Below are 15,242 nucleotides of genomic sequence, written 5' to 3'. Positions count from 1 at the left end.
CCTGATCATCAGCGCAGCGACGACGGCGCACCGCCCGTCGTCAACCATCATGGAGACCTCGCACGATGAAACGACTGATCCTGGCCGCAATGCTGGCAACCGGCATCGCCGGCGCCGCGCACGCGGACGACGCCCTGAAATCCGCCATCGCCGGCGAGCACCGCGCCGCCGCCAACAAGGCCCGCGACGCGTTCCGCCACCCTTACGAAACCCTGACCTTCTTCGGCATCAAGCCGACCATGACGGTCATCGAGCTCTCGCCGGGCGGCGGCTGGTACACCGAGATCCTGGCGCCCTACCTGCGCGACAACGGCAAGCTGATTGGCGCTGCCGGTGCGCCAGAATCGCGCGGCGGCAAGGCCTATCGCGAAAAGCTCGCTGCCGACGCCAAGGTGTATGACAAGGTGATGCCGGTGGTGTTCGAGCCGCCGACCCGCTTCGAGCTGGGCGCGCCGAACAGCGCCGACATGGTCGTCACCTTCCGCAACCTGCACAACTGGCTGGGCGCGGGCGACGAGGCCGTGGTCACCACGCTCAAAGAAGTCCACAAGGTCCTCAAACCGAACGGCGTGCTGGGCGTGGTCGAGCACCGCCTGCCGGTCAAGATGACGCAGGATGCCAAGGCATCGAGCGGCTACATGCACGAGGCGTATGTGATCCGCATGGCCGACCTGGCCGGCTTCAAGCTGGCCGCAAAGTCGGAAGTGAACGCCAATCCGAAGGACAAGGCAGATCATGAAAAAGGCGTCTGGACGCTGCCGCCGGTGCTGGCCAACAAGGACAAGGACCGCGAGAAGTACATGGCGATCGGCGAGAGCGATCGCATGACGCTCAAGTTCGTCAAGAAGTAAGCAGCCTGCATGACGTGGGAAGGCCGAGGCCTTCCCACGTATTTTCTTTTGCGGCGCACGTGTATATTCTTTCGGTTGATAGCCCTCCCGTGCAACCGAAGGAAACCATGAAGACTTTGCGATTCGCCGTTCTCGCGCTGGCCGTCTCCGGCGCGCTCCATGCCCAGGAATCAGTACCGCCAGACGCCCAGCCGGCCGCCGCCACCGCTGTTCCCACCCCCGCCGTCCCTGCCGCAACGCGCACCACCACGCCCGCCCCCGCCCTGCCTGCCGTCGAAAACTCGGTCGTCAAGATTTTTGCGACCGTGCGCCGGCCCGACCCGTACAAGCCCTGGACCAAGTCGGCGCCAATGGCCATCACGGGTTCCGGCGTCATCATCGAGGGTAAGCGCATCCTGACCAATGCCCACGTGGTGGGTTACGCCAGCCAGGTCGAGGTGCAGGCCAGCCAGTCGGGCGACAAGGTGTCGGCGAAGGTCATCGCGCTGGCGCGCGGGCTCGATCTGGCGGTGCTGGAGCTCGACGACCCCTCGTTCTTTGACAAGCGCCCGCCGGTGCCGCGCGCCGCCGTGCTGCCGGACGTGCGCCAGCAGGTGTTCGCCTACGGCTACCCGGTCGGCGGCAATTCGCTGTCAACCACCACCGGCATCATCTCGCGCGTGGAATTCGTCAACTACGGCGCCTTCAGCTCGGGCCTGCGCATCCAGATCGACGCGCCGATCAACCCGGGCAACAGCGGCGGGCCGGTAATCGCCGGCGAGCGCATGATCGGCCTGGCGTTCGCCAACGTGACCAATGCGCAGAGCATCGGCTACGTGATCCCCAACGAAGAAATCGAACTGTTCCTGCGCGACGTGGCCGACGGCACCTACGATGGCAAGCCGCTGCTGCATGACAGCGTGCAGACGCTGGAAAGCCCGGCGCTGCGCCAGTACCTCAAGCTCGATAAATCGGTCGAGGGCGCTGTGGTGCACCGACCGTACCGCACCGACGCCGCCTGGCCGCTGAAGGAATGGGACGTGATCACCCACATCGGTGAGCATGCGATCGACAACCAGGGGATGGTCAAGCTGGGCTCGAGCCTGCGCGTGCGCTTCCAGTACCGCATCCAGCAGGTGGCGAAGAACGGCAAGGTGCCGATGTCGATCATCCGCGGCGGCAAGCCGATGAAGGTCGAGGTGCCCGCCACCGGCGCGCGCCCGCTCCTGATCCCGGACCTGGATGGCGGCTATCCGTCGTACTTCATCTATGGCCCGGTGGCGTTCTCGCGCGCCACCAGCGAATTCATGGCCTTTGTCAGCGGCAGCGCGCCGGGGATGAATGCGTATGCGTTCAACGCCAGTCCGCTCGTGACGCAGCGCGGCGATTCGCCCACGCCCGAGCGCGAAGAGCTGGTCGTGATCAGCGCGCCGTTCTTCCCGCACAAGCTGGTGAGCGGCTACAGCAACCGCTTCGGGTCGGTCGTGGAATCGGTCAATGGCAAGCCGGTACGCAGCCTGGCGCATCTGGTGGCACTGCTGCGCGACCTGAAGGACGAGCAGGTGGTGCTGAAGTTCGACCAGCGCTATGGCGAGACGATGATCCTGCCGCGCCAGGCGACACTCGATGCGACCGAGGAAATCCTGTCGGACAACGGGGTGCGCTCGCAGGGCTCGGACGACATGATGAAGGTGTGGGGGAAGAAATAGGTCGGTGGCGGGCGCAGGACTGGGATTCCCGCCTTCGCGGGAATGACGTGGCAGAGGTAGCGTAGCACGTCGTTCCCGCGCAGGCGGGAACCCAAGTCAGCAGCGCAGCCACCCAAAAGAATTCACTTCGCCTTCTTCACAGGCACGAACATCAAATCCTGGAAGTCATAGCTGAAGTCCGTCTCGGTCGATACGGGCTTCATGCGCAGCCGCTCGATCGAACCATCGGGCTCCAGCGAGAACGTCGCATATGCATCCGCGTTGAAGTTGCGCTCCTTCCAGCGCACGATGAAGGTGTCGTGCTGGAAGTGCTCCATTTCGCCCGTCAGGTCGGGCGTGCGCGCGAACGACATCACCAGCTTGCTGCCGGCGCGTTTGATCGTCGCCTTGCCGTACCACGCATCTTCGTACTCGCCTTCATAGCCGGCCAGCGCCAGCGACGGTTTCGACGCTTTTGCGCGACCCGTGCTTTCACCTTTTACGCGGGCTGCTTCCTTCGCACTGGCCTCGTTCGCGATGTCGGCGATGCGGCCGATCCAGTCGGTCGGCGCAACGCCCAGGTAGCCGTCAAGCAGGCGATATTGCAGTGCATTGAGCGACGGGCCGCTTTCGGCGTTGGTGAAGATCGCGATGCCGAGCTTCGCTTCCGGCACCAGCAGTACGCGCGAATAAAAGCCCTGCAGCGCGCCGCCGTGCATTGCCACCAGCTTGCCCTGGTAGTCGCGCAGCTGGAAGCCCAGGCCGTAGGCCATGAAGTTGGGCCTCGTCGCCGCGAGCGACGGCTTGGGCTGGCTGACCGTCATCGGCGTTTGCGCCGTCCACATCTCGCGTGCCTGCTTGTCGGACCACAGGCGTACTTCCTTGCCGCCCGCCGCCGTCGGCAGGCGGCCGTTATCGAGCAGCACGTTCATCCAGCGCGCGATGTCTTCGGCGTTGGTGTTGATGCCCACCGCGCCGACGGCGTTCGCCACCGGCATCGGCTTGACGACCGCCGCCTTGCCATTGATCTTGCTGTGCGGCGCCGACACGTTCATGCCGGCCGTGTGCGCGGCCAGGCTGGTGGTGGTTGCATTCATGCCGACCGGATCGAGGATCCATTCGCGCATCGTCGTGCCCCAGTCCTTGCCGGACTTTTGCGCGATGATCTTGCCGGCCACGATGTAGAGCAGGTTGTCGTAGGCGTAGCTGCTGCGAAAACTGGTCGCCGGCTTGATGTAGCGAAGGTTGTGGATGATTTCGTCGCTGGTGAAGGTGGTGGTCGGCCACCACATCAGGTCACCGGCGCCCAGACCCAGGCCGCTGCGGTGCGTGAGCAGGTCGCGCACCGTCATCTCGGCCGTCACGTAGCTGTCGTACATGCGAAAGTCGGGCAGGTGCTTGATGACCGGGTCGTCCCAGTTCAACTTGCCCTGGTCGACCAGCATCGCCAGGCCGGCGGCAGTAAAGGCCTTGGAGTTCGACGCGATCTCGAACAGCGTCTTGCCGTCGACCGGTGTCGGGTCGCCCAGCTTGCGCACGCCGAAGCCCTGCGTGACGACGACCTTGCCATCCTTGACCACCGCGATGGCGATGCCCGGCACGTCGAAGGTTTTCAACACGCGCTGGACGTCGGCGTCCAGGTTGTAGGCGGGGGCCGCTGCAGTGGTGGGTGCTGTCGCCGTTTGCGCGACGGCCAGGCCGGCGCCGCAGAACGCGACCAGTACCGCGCCGGCGATGTGTTTCAACAGTCCGCTGGAAGAACGCGTCATCATGGCTTGCCCATCGCTTTGTCGACGCTCGATTGCGTCTCGGGGTGATAACGCTCGCGCGCCTTCTTGTAGACGCCCTCGGCCCAGGTGCGGTCCTCGGCCTTTTCGCGCAGCGCGGCGTACAGCGGCACCACGAACTTCTGGCGGCCCACGCTCATCAGGAATGCTTCCATGTCCGGGCGCACGTCGCGGTAGCCGGCATGCACCGCCGCGCGGTAAAAGCGAAATGCCACTTCGTTGTTGGTCGACTTGGCCAGGCCATAGGCGCGGTCGAGTTCTGCCAGTTTGGCGGCGTCGGCCTTCTTGTCGATATCGTTCAGGAACTTCATCCACTCGACGGCGTTCCAGTTTTTGGCGTTCAACTGCGCGGTCGATACCGTGCCCTTCGTCCAGCCGTCGATCGCGGCATTGAGCTTGGCCAGGCGCTGCGACACGGCGCGCTGCCCGCTGGCCGGGATGCCCGGGCCATGGATCCACTCGTCGAGTTCCGCGTCGCTCATGATCCTGGGGTTCTTCGCCAGCAGCTGCGCGCGCAGGTAGGCGATGAACTGCTCGTTGGTCACGCTCTGGAACGCGTGCTGGTCGAACCAGCCGCGCAGGAATTGATCGAACGCGGCACGGCCGGCGCGCTGCTCGAGCGTGTGCAGGAACCAGGCGCCTTTCGGATAGGCCAGCGAGGTGTCCGGGTAATCGGCAGCGTTGGTGTCAGCCTGGCGCGAAACCAGCGCCTGCTTTGCCGGCGGCAGGTCCTTCAGCATCTCGAGCGCTTCTTCCTGCTCGAGCTGCAGGTTCATCAGCGCGACTTCCTTGCCGTAGATTTCTTCCAGAATGCGGGTGGTGACGTAGGTCGTGAAACCTTCGTTGAGCCACCAGTGCTTCCAGGTCGCGTTGGTGACCAGGTTGCCCGACCAGCTGTGCGCCAGTTCGTGCGCCACCAGGTCGACCAGGCTGCGGTCGCCCGCGATCATGGTCGGGGTCAGGAATGTCAGGCGCGGATTTTCCATACCGCCGATCGGGAACGATGGCGGCAGCACCAGCATGTCGTAACGCCCCCAGCGATACGGGCCGTACAGCTTCTCGGCCGCGGCGACCATCTTCTCGGTGTCGGCCAGCTCGTACTCGGCCGCCTTGATGCGCTGCGGTTCGGCGTACACGCCGGTGCGGCCGCCCAGCGTGCGCGCTTCGAGCTCGCCGATGCCGATCGCCAGCAGGTACGATGGAATCGGCTGCGGCATCGTGAATTTCCAGCCGCCCTTGCCGGTTGCCTTCATGTCGTTATCGGCGCTCATCACCACGCGCAGGCCTTCCGGCGCCTCGATGCGCGCGGTGTAGGTAAAGCGCACGGCCGGCGTGTCCTGGATCGGCACCCACGAGCGGGCATTGATCGCCTGCGACTGGCTGAACATGAACGGGTACTTGCCCGACATGGTCTGCACCGGCTGCAACCATTGCAGTGCGGTGGCCGTTGGCGCGGTGCGGTAATGGATGCGTACCTTGGTCTGGCGCACCGGCAGCTTGATTTGCAGGGGCTGCCCCTTCTCTTCATCGAACTTGCCGAGCGTGTAGTCGGCCTTGCGCCAGGCGCCCTTCGCATCCTGCGCTTCGATCTTCGAGATCGTCAGCTCGCGCGTATCCAGGTCGAGCGTCGTCGCTTTCTTGTCGATCCAGTTCAGCGTCAGCTCGGCGTAGCCGTCCAGGCTTTTCTTCGCGAAGTCGGCCTTCAGGTCCAGGTGCAGGGCCGTGGTCTTGACCTGGTCGTATTTGGCGTAGCTGAGGGGATCGAGCGCGAACGCGTAAGCGCTCCACGCGCCCAGGAAGGCTGCGGTGGTGGCGCGCAGCAGGGTGCTTTTGTTCATGGTCTCTCGCGGAAAATGACAGCCCGGCCGGGCTGAAGGCGGGAGCAGAATAGCATGGGCGTCAGGCCGGCGAAAGCGCCTGCTGAAACGCGGCGACCCGCTGTCAATACGCCGATTCTGCCTGCATGACCCACACCGGCGCGGACCACAGCACGTTGCCGTCGTCCTGCGTGACCTTGGCATAATAGAAGTGCGCGCCCGGCGCTGGCGTGATCGTGGTTTCTGCCTGCTGCGACAAGCGCGTGACCTCGCCATTGCGGCCCGGGACGCCTTCCATGATCGCCACTGCCGCCACCTGCCTGCCGCCAAGGCTGGCGAAGTTCGCCGTCAACGTGAGCGGCCCGCGGTTGGTGAACTGCTCGCCCATCACGTGGCCGTTGGCCATCAACACCAGCTGGGACGCCTTGTCCATCGTCGCGAACACGCGGCGCGCTCTAAGGGCGTCGACCAGACTGGCGCGGTTCAGCGCGACGCCCGTTGGCAGCAGCACGCCGGTGCGGTTGCCGTACGATGCGCCCCAGTTGGCGCAGTGGTTGTCCTGGTTGGTGCTGAAGGCCAGCCGGTAGCCCGCTTCGAGCAAGCGGTTGCAGGCGCCTTCGAAACTGCTGCGGCGGGTTTCGGTCTCGGTCACATTGTTCGAGAATGCGCTGGTGTTCATCACTTCGCACAGCACCATCGCGGCGCCGCCATCCTCGGTGTAGGCGAGCGGCACGCCACCCACCTGGAACTGGCCCGCTGGCGTCGGATGGTTGAACTGACCCACCCAGCCGCGCTGGCGCATCAGCGCATACAGCGCCGCGTAATCGCTGCGCGGCGTGATCGTGTCGGCGAACGGCGCACCATTGGCGTTCGTCTCCCAACCCAGCAACTCGTCACTGTTGAAGATATTGATATGGCCGCCCTTCTCGATGACGCCCCACTCGAGGCCATACAGCGCCAGAAAGCCCGGATGCTGCGCCGAGAACATGCTGGCGGCGGCCAGGCCCGCGCGGTACAGGGCACGGGCGGCGGCTGGGTCGGCATCGGGCGCGCTGCCTGGCGAACCGTCGAACATATGGTTGTGTTCGGACGCGACGAGGATGTCCAGGCCGCGTCCACGGGCATAGGCAAAGGCATCGGCAGGCCCATACGGCGCCGACTGCGGCCGCTGGGCGCTCCGGCAGCTGGCGACATCGGCGCCGCCGTCGCTGTGGTTGGTCTGGCTGTGCAGATTACCCAGCCAGACGGTATAGGGCAGCGCGCCGGGGGCCTGCACTGCCCCCGGCATGAAGGCACCGGGCAGCGGTGCAAAGGCGGGCGTGGCCAACCCACGCGGCGTGCCGACCGCGATCTCCCACTCCTGGTCGATCGCGTCATGTGGCGCGCGTTGCACCAGCGCGTGCAGGCGCACGCGATAGATGCCGTCAGGCGCCGGCTGCCTGCCCAGGCGCCCCGACCAGGGCACCGTCACCGTGATCTCGTCACCGGCCAACGTCACCTGGCCGCGCCACTGCAACACGGTCTGCCCGCCCGGCGCGCGCAGGTCAACGCGCCAGTCGACATCGGCCGGCTGCGCCAGGCCGGGATACGCGAACGTCAGCGTGAACGTGCGTGCCGCTAACGTGCCAGCATGGAACGGCGTGTACAGCGTGGCGTCGAACTCCTGGTGTTCGGCAGGGCCGGCGTTGGCCGGACTGCAGCACAACGACAGGGCAAGGATGGTCAGATATGCAGTTTTCATGATGACAAGCTTGCAACTTCTCTAGCCTGTCACCTTGCGCCATGCGTGCCGTGCGTTGTCAGCTTGACCATCAACCTTGACCTGTTTCAAGGAGGATAAGTGAACCGGGTCCTGCGGCAATGCCGTTCAGTCAACACAGCCGGGGTCACAGTCAACACAGCCGGGGTCACAGTCAACACAGCCGGGGTCAGGTCTGACATTCAGACACGACCTCAGCCTTGGCCACTTACAATGGTAGCTTGTTCAGTATTGCATGGCCCGGTGCCAGTTAGTTTCGACTACCCAACTGTCGAGCTCGTGTCCGAATGTCAGACCTGACCCCCGCTTTTCGTTATGTTGCCGCATGATCGACCAACTCGATATCTCCCACCTGCGTACGCTCGACGCGCTCGCGCGCTTTCCCACCATCTCGGCGGCGGCCGAGCACCTGGACGTGTCGCAGCAGGCCGTCAGCCTGCAACTGAAGAAAATCCGCACCATCCTGGGCGACCCGCTGTTCGTGCGTACCGGCCAGGGCATGGCAGCCACGCCGTACGCCAGGCTGATCGCGCCGCATATCGCGCAGGTGCTGGCCGGCCTGCATGCGATTCCGCTGCCATCGACCGTGCGGCCGCAAGACGTCGAGCGCACGTTGGTGGTCTCTGGCACCGATTACACGCAGAAGGTGATCGTGGCCGACCTGGTGCGCGACCTGCGCCATGCGGCGCCGAAGGTGAAGATCGCGGTGGTCGACCTCGAAGTGAGCGCCCTGACGCGCAAGCTGCACCAGGGCGAGATCGACGTAATCTTCACTGCCGAGGGCATCGCCGCCCCGGGCCTGGTATCGATGCCGCTGTTTCTCGAGCAGTACCGCTGCGTGACGGCCGACCGCGCGCTGGCCGACGCGGGGACTATGTCGCTGGCCGCCCTGGTGACGCACGACTTCATCGTCACCAATCCGGGCGGCGCCAGTTTCACGGGATCGGCCGACGGCTGGTTCGCGCGCCAGGGTCTGCAGCGGCGCGTGGTGGCGTCGGCGCCGTCGTTCTTCATGGCCCTTGAGTACCTGAAGGGTTCGGCGATGGTGGCCTTCATGCCGGCGCGCCTGCTGCCATGCGACGGCATCCACGAGATCGCGCTGCCCAAGTATCCGCCCGGTTATGGCTTGGTCGCGGCGTTCCACCCGACGGCGCAGAACGATCCGTTCATGATGTGGATGCTGGAGCGGGTCAGGGCGCGGCTGGCGGCACGCTAGCCCCGCTTGTATCGGCTACAAGCGGCGCCCGATTGCCGCGCGGGGCGGGCCTGTCTATGCTGGCCGATTCCCTCACCTGCCCAGGAGCGCCCCATGACCATCGAACGCATCAACCCACCTGCCCTGTACGACGGCGCGCCGCACGGCCTGTCGCATGCCACGATCGACCATGACACTGGCCTGGTGTTCGTCTCAGGCCAGGTCGACTGGGACCGGGACTACCAGGTCAGGCACACCACGCTGGCCGCGCAGACTGAAGGCGCCGCGCGCAACCTGATCACGGTGCTGGACGCGGCCGGTTCGTCGGTCGAACAGATCCTGCAACTGCGCGTCTACGTGCGCGGTGAAGTCGGCGAGCACCTCGACACCGTCGCGCCGATCCTTGTGCAGCACCTGGGCTTGCCCCGCCCTGCCCTGACCGGCATCGGTGTCGCTTCGCTCGCGTCACCCGATACGCTGGTCGAAATCGAGGCCATCGCGAAGATCGTTCGGCGCTAACCGGCCAGTTTGTTTAGTAAACCGGCTAAACAGCCGAGTAAAATCCGGTAATGATTGCCGGGAAACCTGACTCCACCTATAACCTGTACACAGGCTCGAGCGCGCGCGTTGATGACATCGCCTGCGCGCTGGATGTGCCTCTGGCGCAGCGTATGAAAAACAGGCGGCGGGCTGTGCGCTCCCGCCACGTGTGGAGACACCAATGACAGCTCGTTTCAAGCCCCGATCCCTTTCCTTCGCCGTCCTGTTGTTTAGTGCGGCGCCCTTGCAGGCGGCCGAGCCGGGCTCCCCAGCCGCGGCGGTGAACGTCTTCATCGGCACCGGCGGCGACGGCCATACCTTCCCGGGCGCGAGCCGCCCGTTCGGGATGGTGCAGCTCAGTCCCGACACCCAGCACCGCCACTTCCGCCAGAGTTATCCGTGGGCCGCTGGCTACAACCACGGCGATGGCTCGATCCTCGGCTTCTCGCACACGCACTTCTCGGGCAGCGGCCACTCGGACCTGGGCGACGTGCTCCTGATGCCCTACAGCGGCGAAACCAAACTGGAGCCGGGCTACCCCGAGCGGCCGTTCTCGGGCTACCGCTCGCGCTTCTCGCACGACCAGGAACAGGCCGAACCCGGCTACTACGCCGTGCGCCTGAAAGACCATGACGTCGACGTCGAGCTGACCGCGAGTGAACGTGTTGGCCTGCACCGCTACAAGTTCAAGGCCGGCGAGCCGGCCAAGGTGCTGCTCGATCTGCGCACCAGCATCTACAACTACGACGGCAAGAACCTGTGGTCGCGCCTGCGCATGCGCGACGCCAGCACTGTCACTGGCATGCGCGAAACGCGCGGCTGGGCGCCGGGCCGCCAGCTGTACTTCGCGATCCGGTTCTCGCGTCCGATCGACACGCGCCAGCTGCTCAATCGCGAAGAAGCCGTCGAGTACAAGGGCTTTGCCCAGCCGGGCAAGACGCCGGGCGACCGCGCGCTGGTCGAAGGCAAGGCGCTGATGGGCGACTTCAGTTTCGGCGTGCCGGCCGACGGCACCCTGCTGGTAAAGGTCGCGCTCTCGCCCGTCAGCGAAGACAATGCGATTGCCAACCTGGCCGAAATGCCGGGCTGGGATTTCGATGCCGAGCGCCGCCGCGCCGGCAAGGCCTGGGACGAGGCGCTGGGCGCCGTCAAGGTCGAGGCGCCGGCGCCGATGCGCACGCAGTTCTACACGGCGCTGTACCACACGATGCTCGCGCCCTCGCTGTTCATGGACCTCGACGGCAGCTACCGCGGCCCGGACAACGCGGTGCACAAGGCCAGGGACTTCCGCTTCCACTCGACGTTCTCGCTGTGGGACACCTACCGCGCGCTGCACCCGCTGCTCACGCTCGTCGCGCCCGAACAGCGCAGCGCCGACTTCGTCAACTCGCTGATCGCCTCGCAGCAGCACAGTCCCTACGGCGTTCTGCCGGTGTGGCAGTTCCACGGCCTGGAAACCTGGACCATGATCGGCTACCACGCGGTGCCCGTGATCGCCGACGCCTACATGAAGGGCATCCGCGGCTTCGACGCCGACAAGGCCCTGGCCGCGATGACCGCCAGTGCCGAATACGGCCCGTACGGCGGGCTCGAACACTATATGAAGCTGGGCTACGTGCCGATCGACCTGGAAAAGGAAGCGGCCTCCAAGACCGTCGAATACGCGTACGACGACTGGACCATCGCGCGCATGGCCGAGAAGATGGGCAAGAAGGATGTTGCGGCGCGCTACTACCGGCGCGCCCAGAACTACCGCAACGTGTTCGACAAGGACACCGGCTTCATCCGCGCCCGCAAATCCACCGGCGAATTCCGCACCCCGTTCGATCCGGCGCAGTCGAACTTCGGCAGCGACTACACCGAGGGCAGCGCGTGGCAGTATTCCTGGTACATGCCGCACGATAACGCGGGCCTGATCGGCTTCCTGGGCGGCGACGCGCAGCTCGTGGCCAAGATGGACCAGGTGTTCGACGCCAAGGTCGACGAGAACCTGTACGCACACATGGAAGACATCTCGGGCCTGATCGGCCACTACGCCCACGGCAACGAGCCGTCGCACCACGTCGCCTACCTGTACAACTACGCCGGCGCGCCGTGGCGCACGCAGGAACGCCTGGCCAATATCATGGCCACGCAGTACAGCGACAAGCCCGATGGCCTGTCGGGCAACGACGACCTGGGCCAGATGTCGGCCTGGTTCGCGTTCACGGCGCTGGGCTTCTATCCGGTCGCCCCGGGAAGCAACGAGTACGTGATCGGGCGCCCGTTCCTCGACAAGGCGACGCTGAACCTGCCGAACGGGAAGCGCTTCACCGTGCGCGCCGAGAATCTGTCGGCCACCAATGGCTATGTCGGGCGCGTGACCCTGAACGGCAAGCCGCTCGCGCGCACCTTCCTGCGTCACCAGGACATCATGGCCGGCGGTGAACTCGTCTTCACGATGCAGGCCACGCCGAACAAGGACTGGGGCACGGCGAAAGAAGCCCGCCCGTACACGCAGACCGCGTACTGACCGGCCCTGGACATGGCCGTGACGATCCGCGACATCGCCCGCGCCACCGGCTACTCGATCGGTACAGTCTCGCGCGCGCTGAAAAACCAGGAAGGCCTGGCCGACGAAACGCGCACGCGCATCTGCGCCACGGCGCGCGAGCTGGGGTACGACGTCGGCAATCTGCGCCAGCGCGAGATCCTCCGCGTCGCCTTTTTGCTGCACCGCCAGCACAACACGCAAGCGGCCAGCCCGTTTTACCTGCCGGTGCTGCACGGGGCCGAGGATGCCTGCCGCAAGCACGGCATCGCGCTGTCGTTCGTCGTGGTTGGCCCGGCCGAGCCAATGCTGGATCTGGTGCGCCTGCACCAACCGGACGCGCTGCTGTGCGCCGGCTTTTTTGAGCCGGAACTGGTGGCCGCGCTGCGCGACACCGGCAAGCCGCTGGTACTGCTCGACATGCGCCTGCCCGGCTACCGCTCGGTCAATTCCGACCATGCGCTGGGCGGCTACCTGGCCACGCGCCACCTGCTCGCGCTGGGGCGGCGCCGCATCGCGATGCTCACCGGCCCGCTGTCGCACCACAGCATCCTTGAGCGCTATCGGGGCTTTCGCAAGGCCCTGTTCGAGGCGCGCATGCTGGCCGATCCCGACCTCGAAATCCAGCTGCCCAGCATCGGCGACACGCAGGACAATCTGCACGGGGCGGTCGACACCCTGCTGGCGCGCGAACCGCGGCCCGATGCGCTGTTCTGCTACAACGACAGCGCCGCACTGGCGGCCATGCGCCACTGCCTGGCGCGCGGCCTGCAGGTCCCGCACGACATCGCGATCGTCGGCTTCGACGACATCAGCGCCGCCGCGGCCGCGGTGCCGCCACTCTCGAGCATCAAAATCGACAAGGATCTGCTGGGCCGGATGGGCGTGGACCTGTTGCTGGACAAGACCGCCACGTCCGGCCTCGAACAGACACTTACGGTGCAGCTGATGGTCCGTGAGAGCAGCAGCGGAGAGGCGCGATGAGCGGGCCCGCTGCCATCCTCTGCGCGGGCGAGGCGCTGGCCGACCTGCTGCACCAGGACGGCGACACATGGCGCAGCCACGCCGGCGGCTCGACCTGGAACGTGGCGCGGGCACTGGCTGCGTTGGGTGTCGCCAGCGGTTTCGCTGGCGCCATCAGCCGTTGCATGGCCGGCGATGCGCTGTGGCGCGCCAGCGAAGCGGCGGGCCTGGACCTGCGCTACCTGCAGCGCGCTGCCACGCCGCCGCATGACATCGTCAGCGACGACGTGGCAGCGAACCTGCATTTCGATGTGACGATGATGCCACCCGGCTGGCCGCACGAGGTGCAGTGGCTGCACTTCGGCGGCACCAGCCTGGCGCGTGGACCGCTCGACCTCGCACTGATCGCCTTGGCCGAACAGGCGAAAGCGCATGGGCTGCGCATCAGTTATGACCCGCACTGGCGCAACCTGATGGGACCAGCCTACGACGCGACGCTGCGCCGCATGACCGAACTGGCCGACGTCATCAAGGTGTCCGACGACGACCTGCGCGCACTGTTTCGCAGCCACGACACGCTTGGCTCGCTGGGGCGCCTGCGCGCGCGCAATCCGGCAGCGCTGGTGCTGCTCACGCGCGGCGCCGGCGGCGCGTCGCTGTATCACGGCGCGCAGACGTGGCATGCGCAGGCGCCCGTCGTCGACATGGTCGACGTGGTCGACACGCTGGGCGCGGACGATGCGGGGATGGCCGGGCTGATTTATTCGCTGCAGCAGTGGCCCGATGCAGGCATGGCTGCACACCTGGCGTTTGCGGTGGCGGCGGGCAGCGCCGCAGGCCGGAGGGCGGGAGCGCACGCGCCCGACCTCGGCGCCGTCCGGGCGCTGCTAGGCAGGGTCACAGTCATCTGCTGAACGCGACCTGCGGCGGGATCACGCCGAGGCGGCGCACTGGGCGCTGTCGCCCACGAAAGGACGGCAGTCGACGGGGATGTCGATCAGGAACGTCGTGCCCAGCTCGGGCGAGCTGTCGACCGACACGCTGCCGCCGTGGCTTTCGCCCACGGCCTTGACGAACGGCAGACCGATGCCCCAGCCGGTGGCCGAGAACGGCCCTGTTTCGCGGCGCAGGTACTCGAAGATCCGGTTGTGCTGCTCTTCAGGAATCGCGTTGCCTTCGTTGTGAACGCTCAGCATCATGCGCCCGCGCGTCTGGTGCGCCCTGATGCTGACGGTACCGCCGTCGCCATACTTGATCGCGTTGTTGACGAGGTTTTCCAGTGCGCGCCAGAGCGAGGCGCGGCACCAGTGGCCCGTGACCGGCTCGCCGGCCACGTCGACGACAACCTGCGTGCCGTGCTGACCGTGCCCGTATTGCTCGCCCAGTTCGCGCGTCAGGCCCAGGATATCGAAGTGCGTCAGGTGCAACGGGATCTTCGCCGCGCCCTGGAACGTCAGCGCGTCGAGCAGTTCGGCCATCATTTCGTTGAGTCGGTCGGCATTGGTGCCGATCCGGGCGGCGACGTTTTTCACCTGCGCCCAGTCGGCCGTCATCGACATGAGCTGCGCGCCATGCGCGACCACCGACAGCGGCGTGCGCATGTCGTGCGACAGCGCGGCCGCCATCTTGTGCCGCAGATCTTCGTGAATCTGTGTGAACGAGCGCACCGCCTCGCGCATGGCGGCGTTGATCGACGCGTCGATGATGCGCCAGTGGTCGTCGTCAAGGACCACCCTGCCCTTGGCCACGACCCCAATCGACTCACGCAGGATCTGGTATTCGTGGACCACCTGGTCGGGGCCGAACGGCGTCATGCGGGCGCGCTCAGTCCCGTGCACGCTGGCCGAATTGTTGCCGCTCGCAGCCTGCGTGCGCGGATGGTCCGGGCTCAGGGCTTCAGCGATATTGTCGAAAAACGCCGGCAGCGTGTTGGTCAGCACAGGCCGCAGCAGATTCTGGGCGCCGTCGACGCGCGCGCGCACTTCCCGTTCCCAGCGGTCCATGACGGCGTCGCGGATCGAAAGGAATTGCAGTCCGGTAGGAGAAATACCGTGGCGGTCAACATTCTGGTCAGTGGCTAGTGTCATGCGGTCGTCAGTGTCAGGTCCGTGCGCAACATGCGCGATCGGTCAC

At 66.0% G+C, this 15,242-nt stretch carries 11 protein-coding genes; 7 read left to right on the top strand and 4 right to left on the bottom strand.

The window, feature by feature from the left end; all coding sequences use genetic code 11:
• The first annotated feature begins 65 nt into the window (after positions 1 to 65).
• Complete coding sequence (locus tag ACZ0AJ_RS21225) at positions 66 to 851, top strand: class I SAM-dependent methyltransferase (protein ID WP_499456401.1); 786 nt, start codon at positions 66 to 68, stop codon at positions 849 to 851.
• A gap of 107 nt (positions 852 to 958) precedes the next feature.
• Entirely contained in the window at positions 959 to 2,539 is a 1,581-nt protein-coding gene (locus ACZ0AJ_RS21220; protein WP_499456400.1) for a S1C family serine protease, read from the top strand.
• 122 nt (positions 2,540 to 2,661) lie between these two features.
• Here the strand turns inward: ACZ0AJ_RS21220 and ACZ0AJ_RS21215 are convergent, their stop codons facing one another.
• The 3 genes from ACZ0AJ_RS21215 to ACZ0AJ_RS21205 form a co-directional block, all read right to left on the bottom strand.
• On the bottom strand, positions 2,662 to 4,290 hold the full coding sequence (locus tag ACZ0AJ_RS21215) for a serine hydrolase (RefSeq protein WP_499456399.1): 1,629 nt from the start codon (positions 4,288 to 4,290) through the stop codon (positions 2,662 to 2,664).
• Complete coding sequence (locus ACZ0AJ_RS21210) at positions 4,287 to 6,143, bottom strand: M1 family metallopeptidase (RefSeq protein WP_499456398.1); 1,857 nt, start codon at positions 6,141 to 6,143, stop codon at positions 4,287 to 4,289. Before ACZ0AJ_RS21210 ends, ACZ0AJ_RS21215 begins: the two co-directional genes overlap by 4 nt.
• A 103-nt stretch (positions 6,144 to 6,246) precedes the next feature.
• Positions 6,247 to 7,863, bottom strand: a complete 1,617-nt coding sequence (locus tag ACZ0AJ_RS21205; protein WP_499456397.1) for a CehA/McbA family metallohydrolase — start codon at positions 7,861 to 7,863, stop codon at positions 6,247 to 6,249.
• A 343-nt stretch (positions 7,864 to 8,206) separates the two neighbouring features.
• Here ACZ0AJ_RS21205 and ACZ0AJ_RS21200 point away from each other — a divergent pair, with 343 nt between their 5' ends.
• From ACZ0AJ_RS21200 to ACZ0AJ_RS21180, 5 genes are all read left to right on the top strand, one after another.
• A complete protein-coding gene (locus ACZ0AJ_RS21200) occupies positions 8,207 to 9,097 on the top strand; it encodes a LysR family transcriptional regulator (RefSeq protein ID WP_499456396.1) in 891 nt (296 codons plus the stop codon).
• 93 nt (positions 9,098 to 9,190) lie between these two features.
• The gene (locus ACZ0AJ_RS21195; protein WP_499456395.1) at positions 9,191 to 9,595 is read left to right on the top strand and encodes a RidA family protein; all 405 of its coding nucleotides are present in this window, start codon (positions 9,191 to 9,193) and stop codon (positions 9,593 to 9,595) included.
• 202 nt (positions 9,596 to 9,797) lie between these two features.
• On the top strand, positions 9,798 to 12,128 hold the full coding sequence (locus ACZ0AJ_RS21190) for a GH92 family glycosyl hydrolase (RefSeq protein WP_499456394.1): 2,331 nt from the start codon (positions 9,798 to 9,800) through the stop codon (positions 12,126 to 12,128).
• 12 nt (positions 12,129 to 12,140) lie between these two features.
• Positions 12,141 to 13,130, top strand: coding sequence for a LacI family DNA-binding transcriptional regulator (locus tag ACZ0AJ_RS21185; RefSeq protein ID WP_499456393.1), 990 nt, complete (start codon positions 12,141 to 12,143; stop codon positions 13,128 to 13,130).
• On the top strand, positions 13,127 to 14,023 hold the full coding sequence (locus ACZ0AJ_RS21180) for a PfkB family carbohydrate kinase (protein WP_499456392.1): 897 nt from the start codon (positions 13,127 to 13,129) through the stop codon (positions 14,021 to 14,023). The genes ACZ0AJ_RS21185 and ACZ0AJ_RS21180 overlap by 4 nt, the downstream gene beginning before the upstream one ends.
• Before the next feature lie 18 nt (positions 14,024 to 14,041).
• Here the strand turns inward: ACZ0AJ_RS21180 and ACZ0AJ_RS21175 are convergent, their stop codons facing one another.
• A complete protein-coding gene (locus ACZ0AJ_RS21175; protein ID WP_499456391.1) occupies positions 14,042 to 15,196 on the bottom strand; it encodes a sensor histidine kinase in 1,155 nt (384 codons plus the stop codon).
• Between the last annotated feature and the right edge of the window lie 46 nt (positions 15,197 to 15,242).

The sequence above is a fragment of the Telluria sp. AC161 genome, from assembly GCF_979258535.1.
This window is presented reverse-complemented; position numbering and strand designations above follow the sequence as displayed.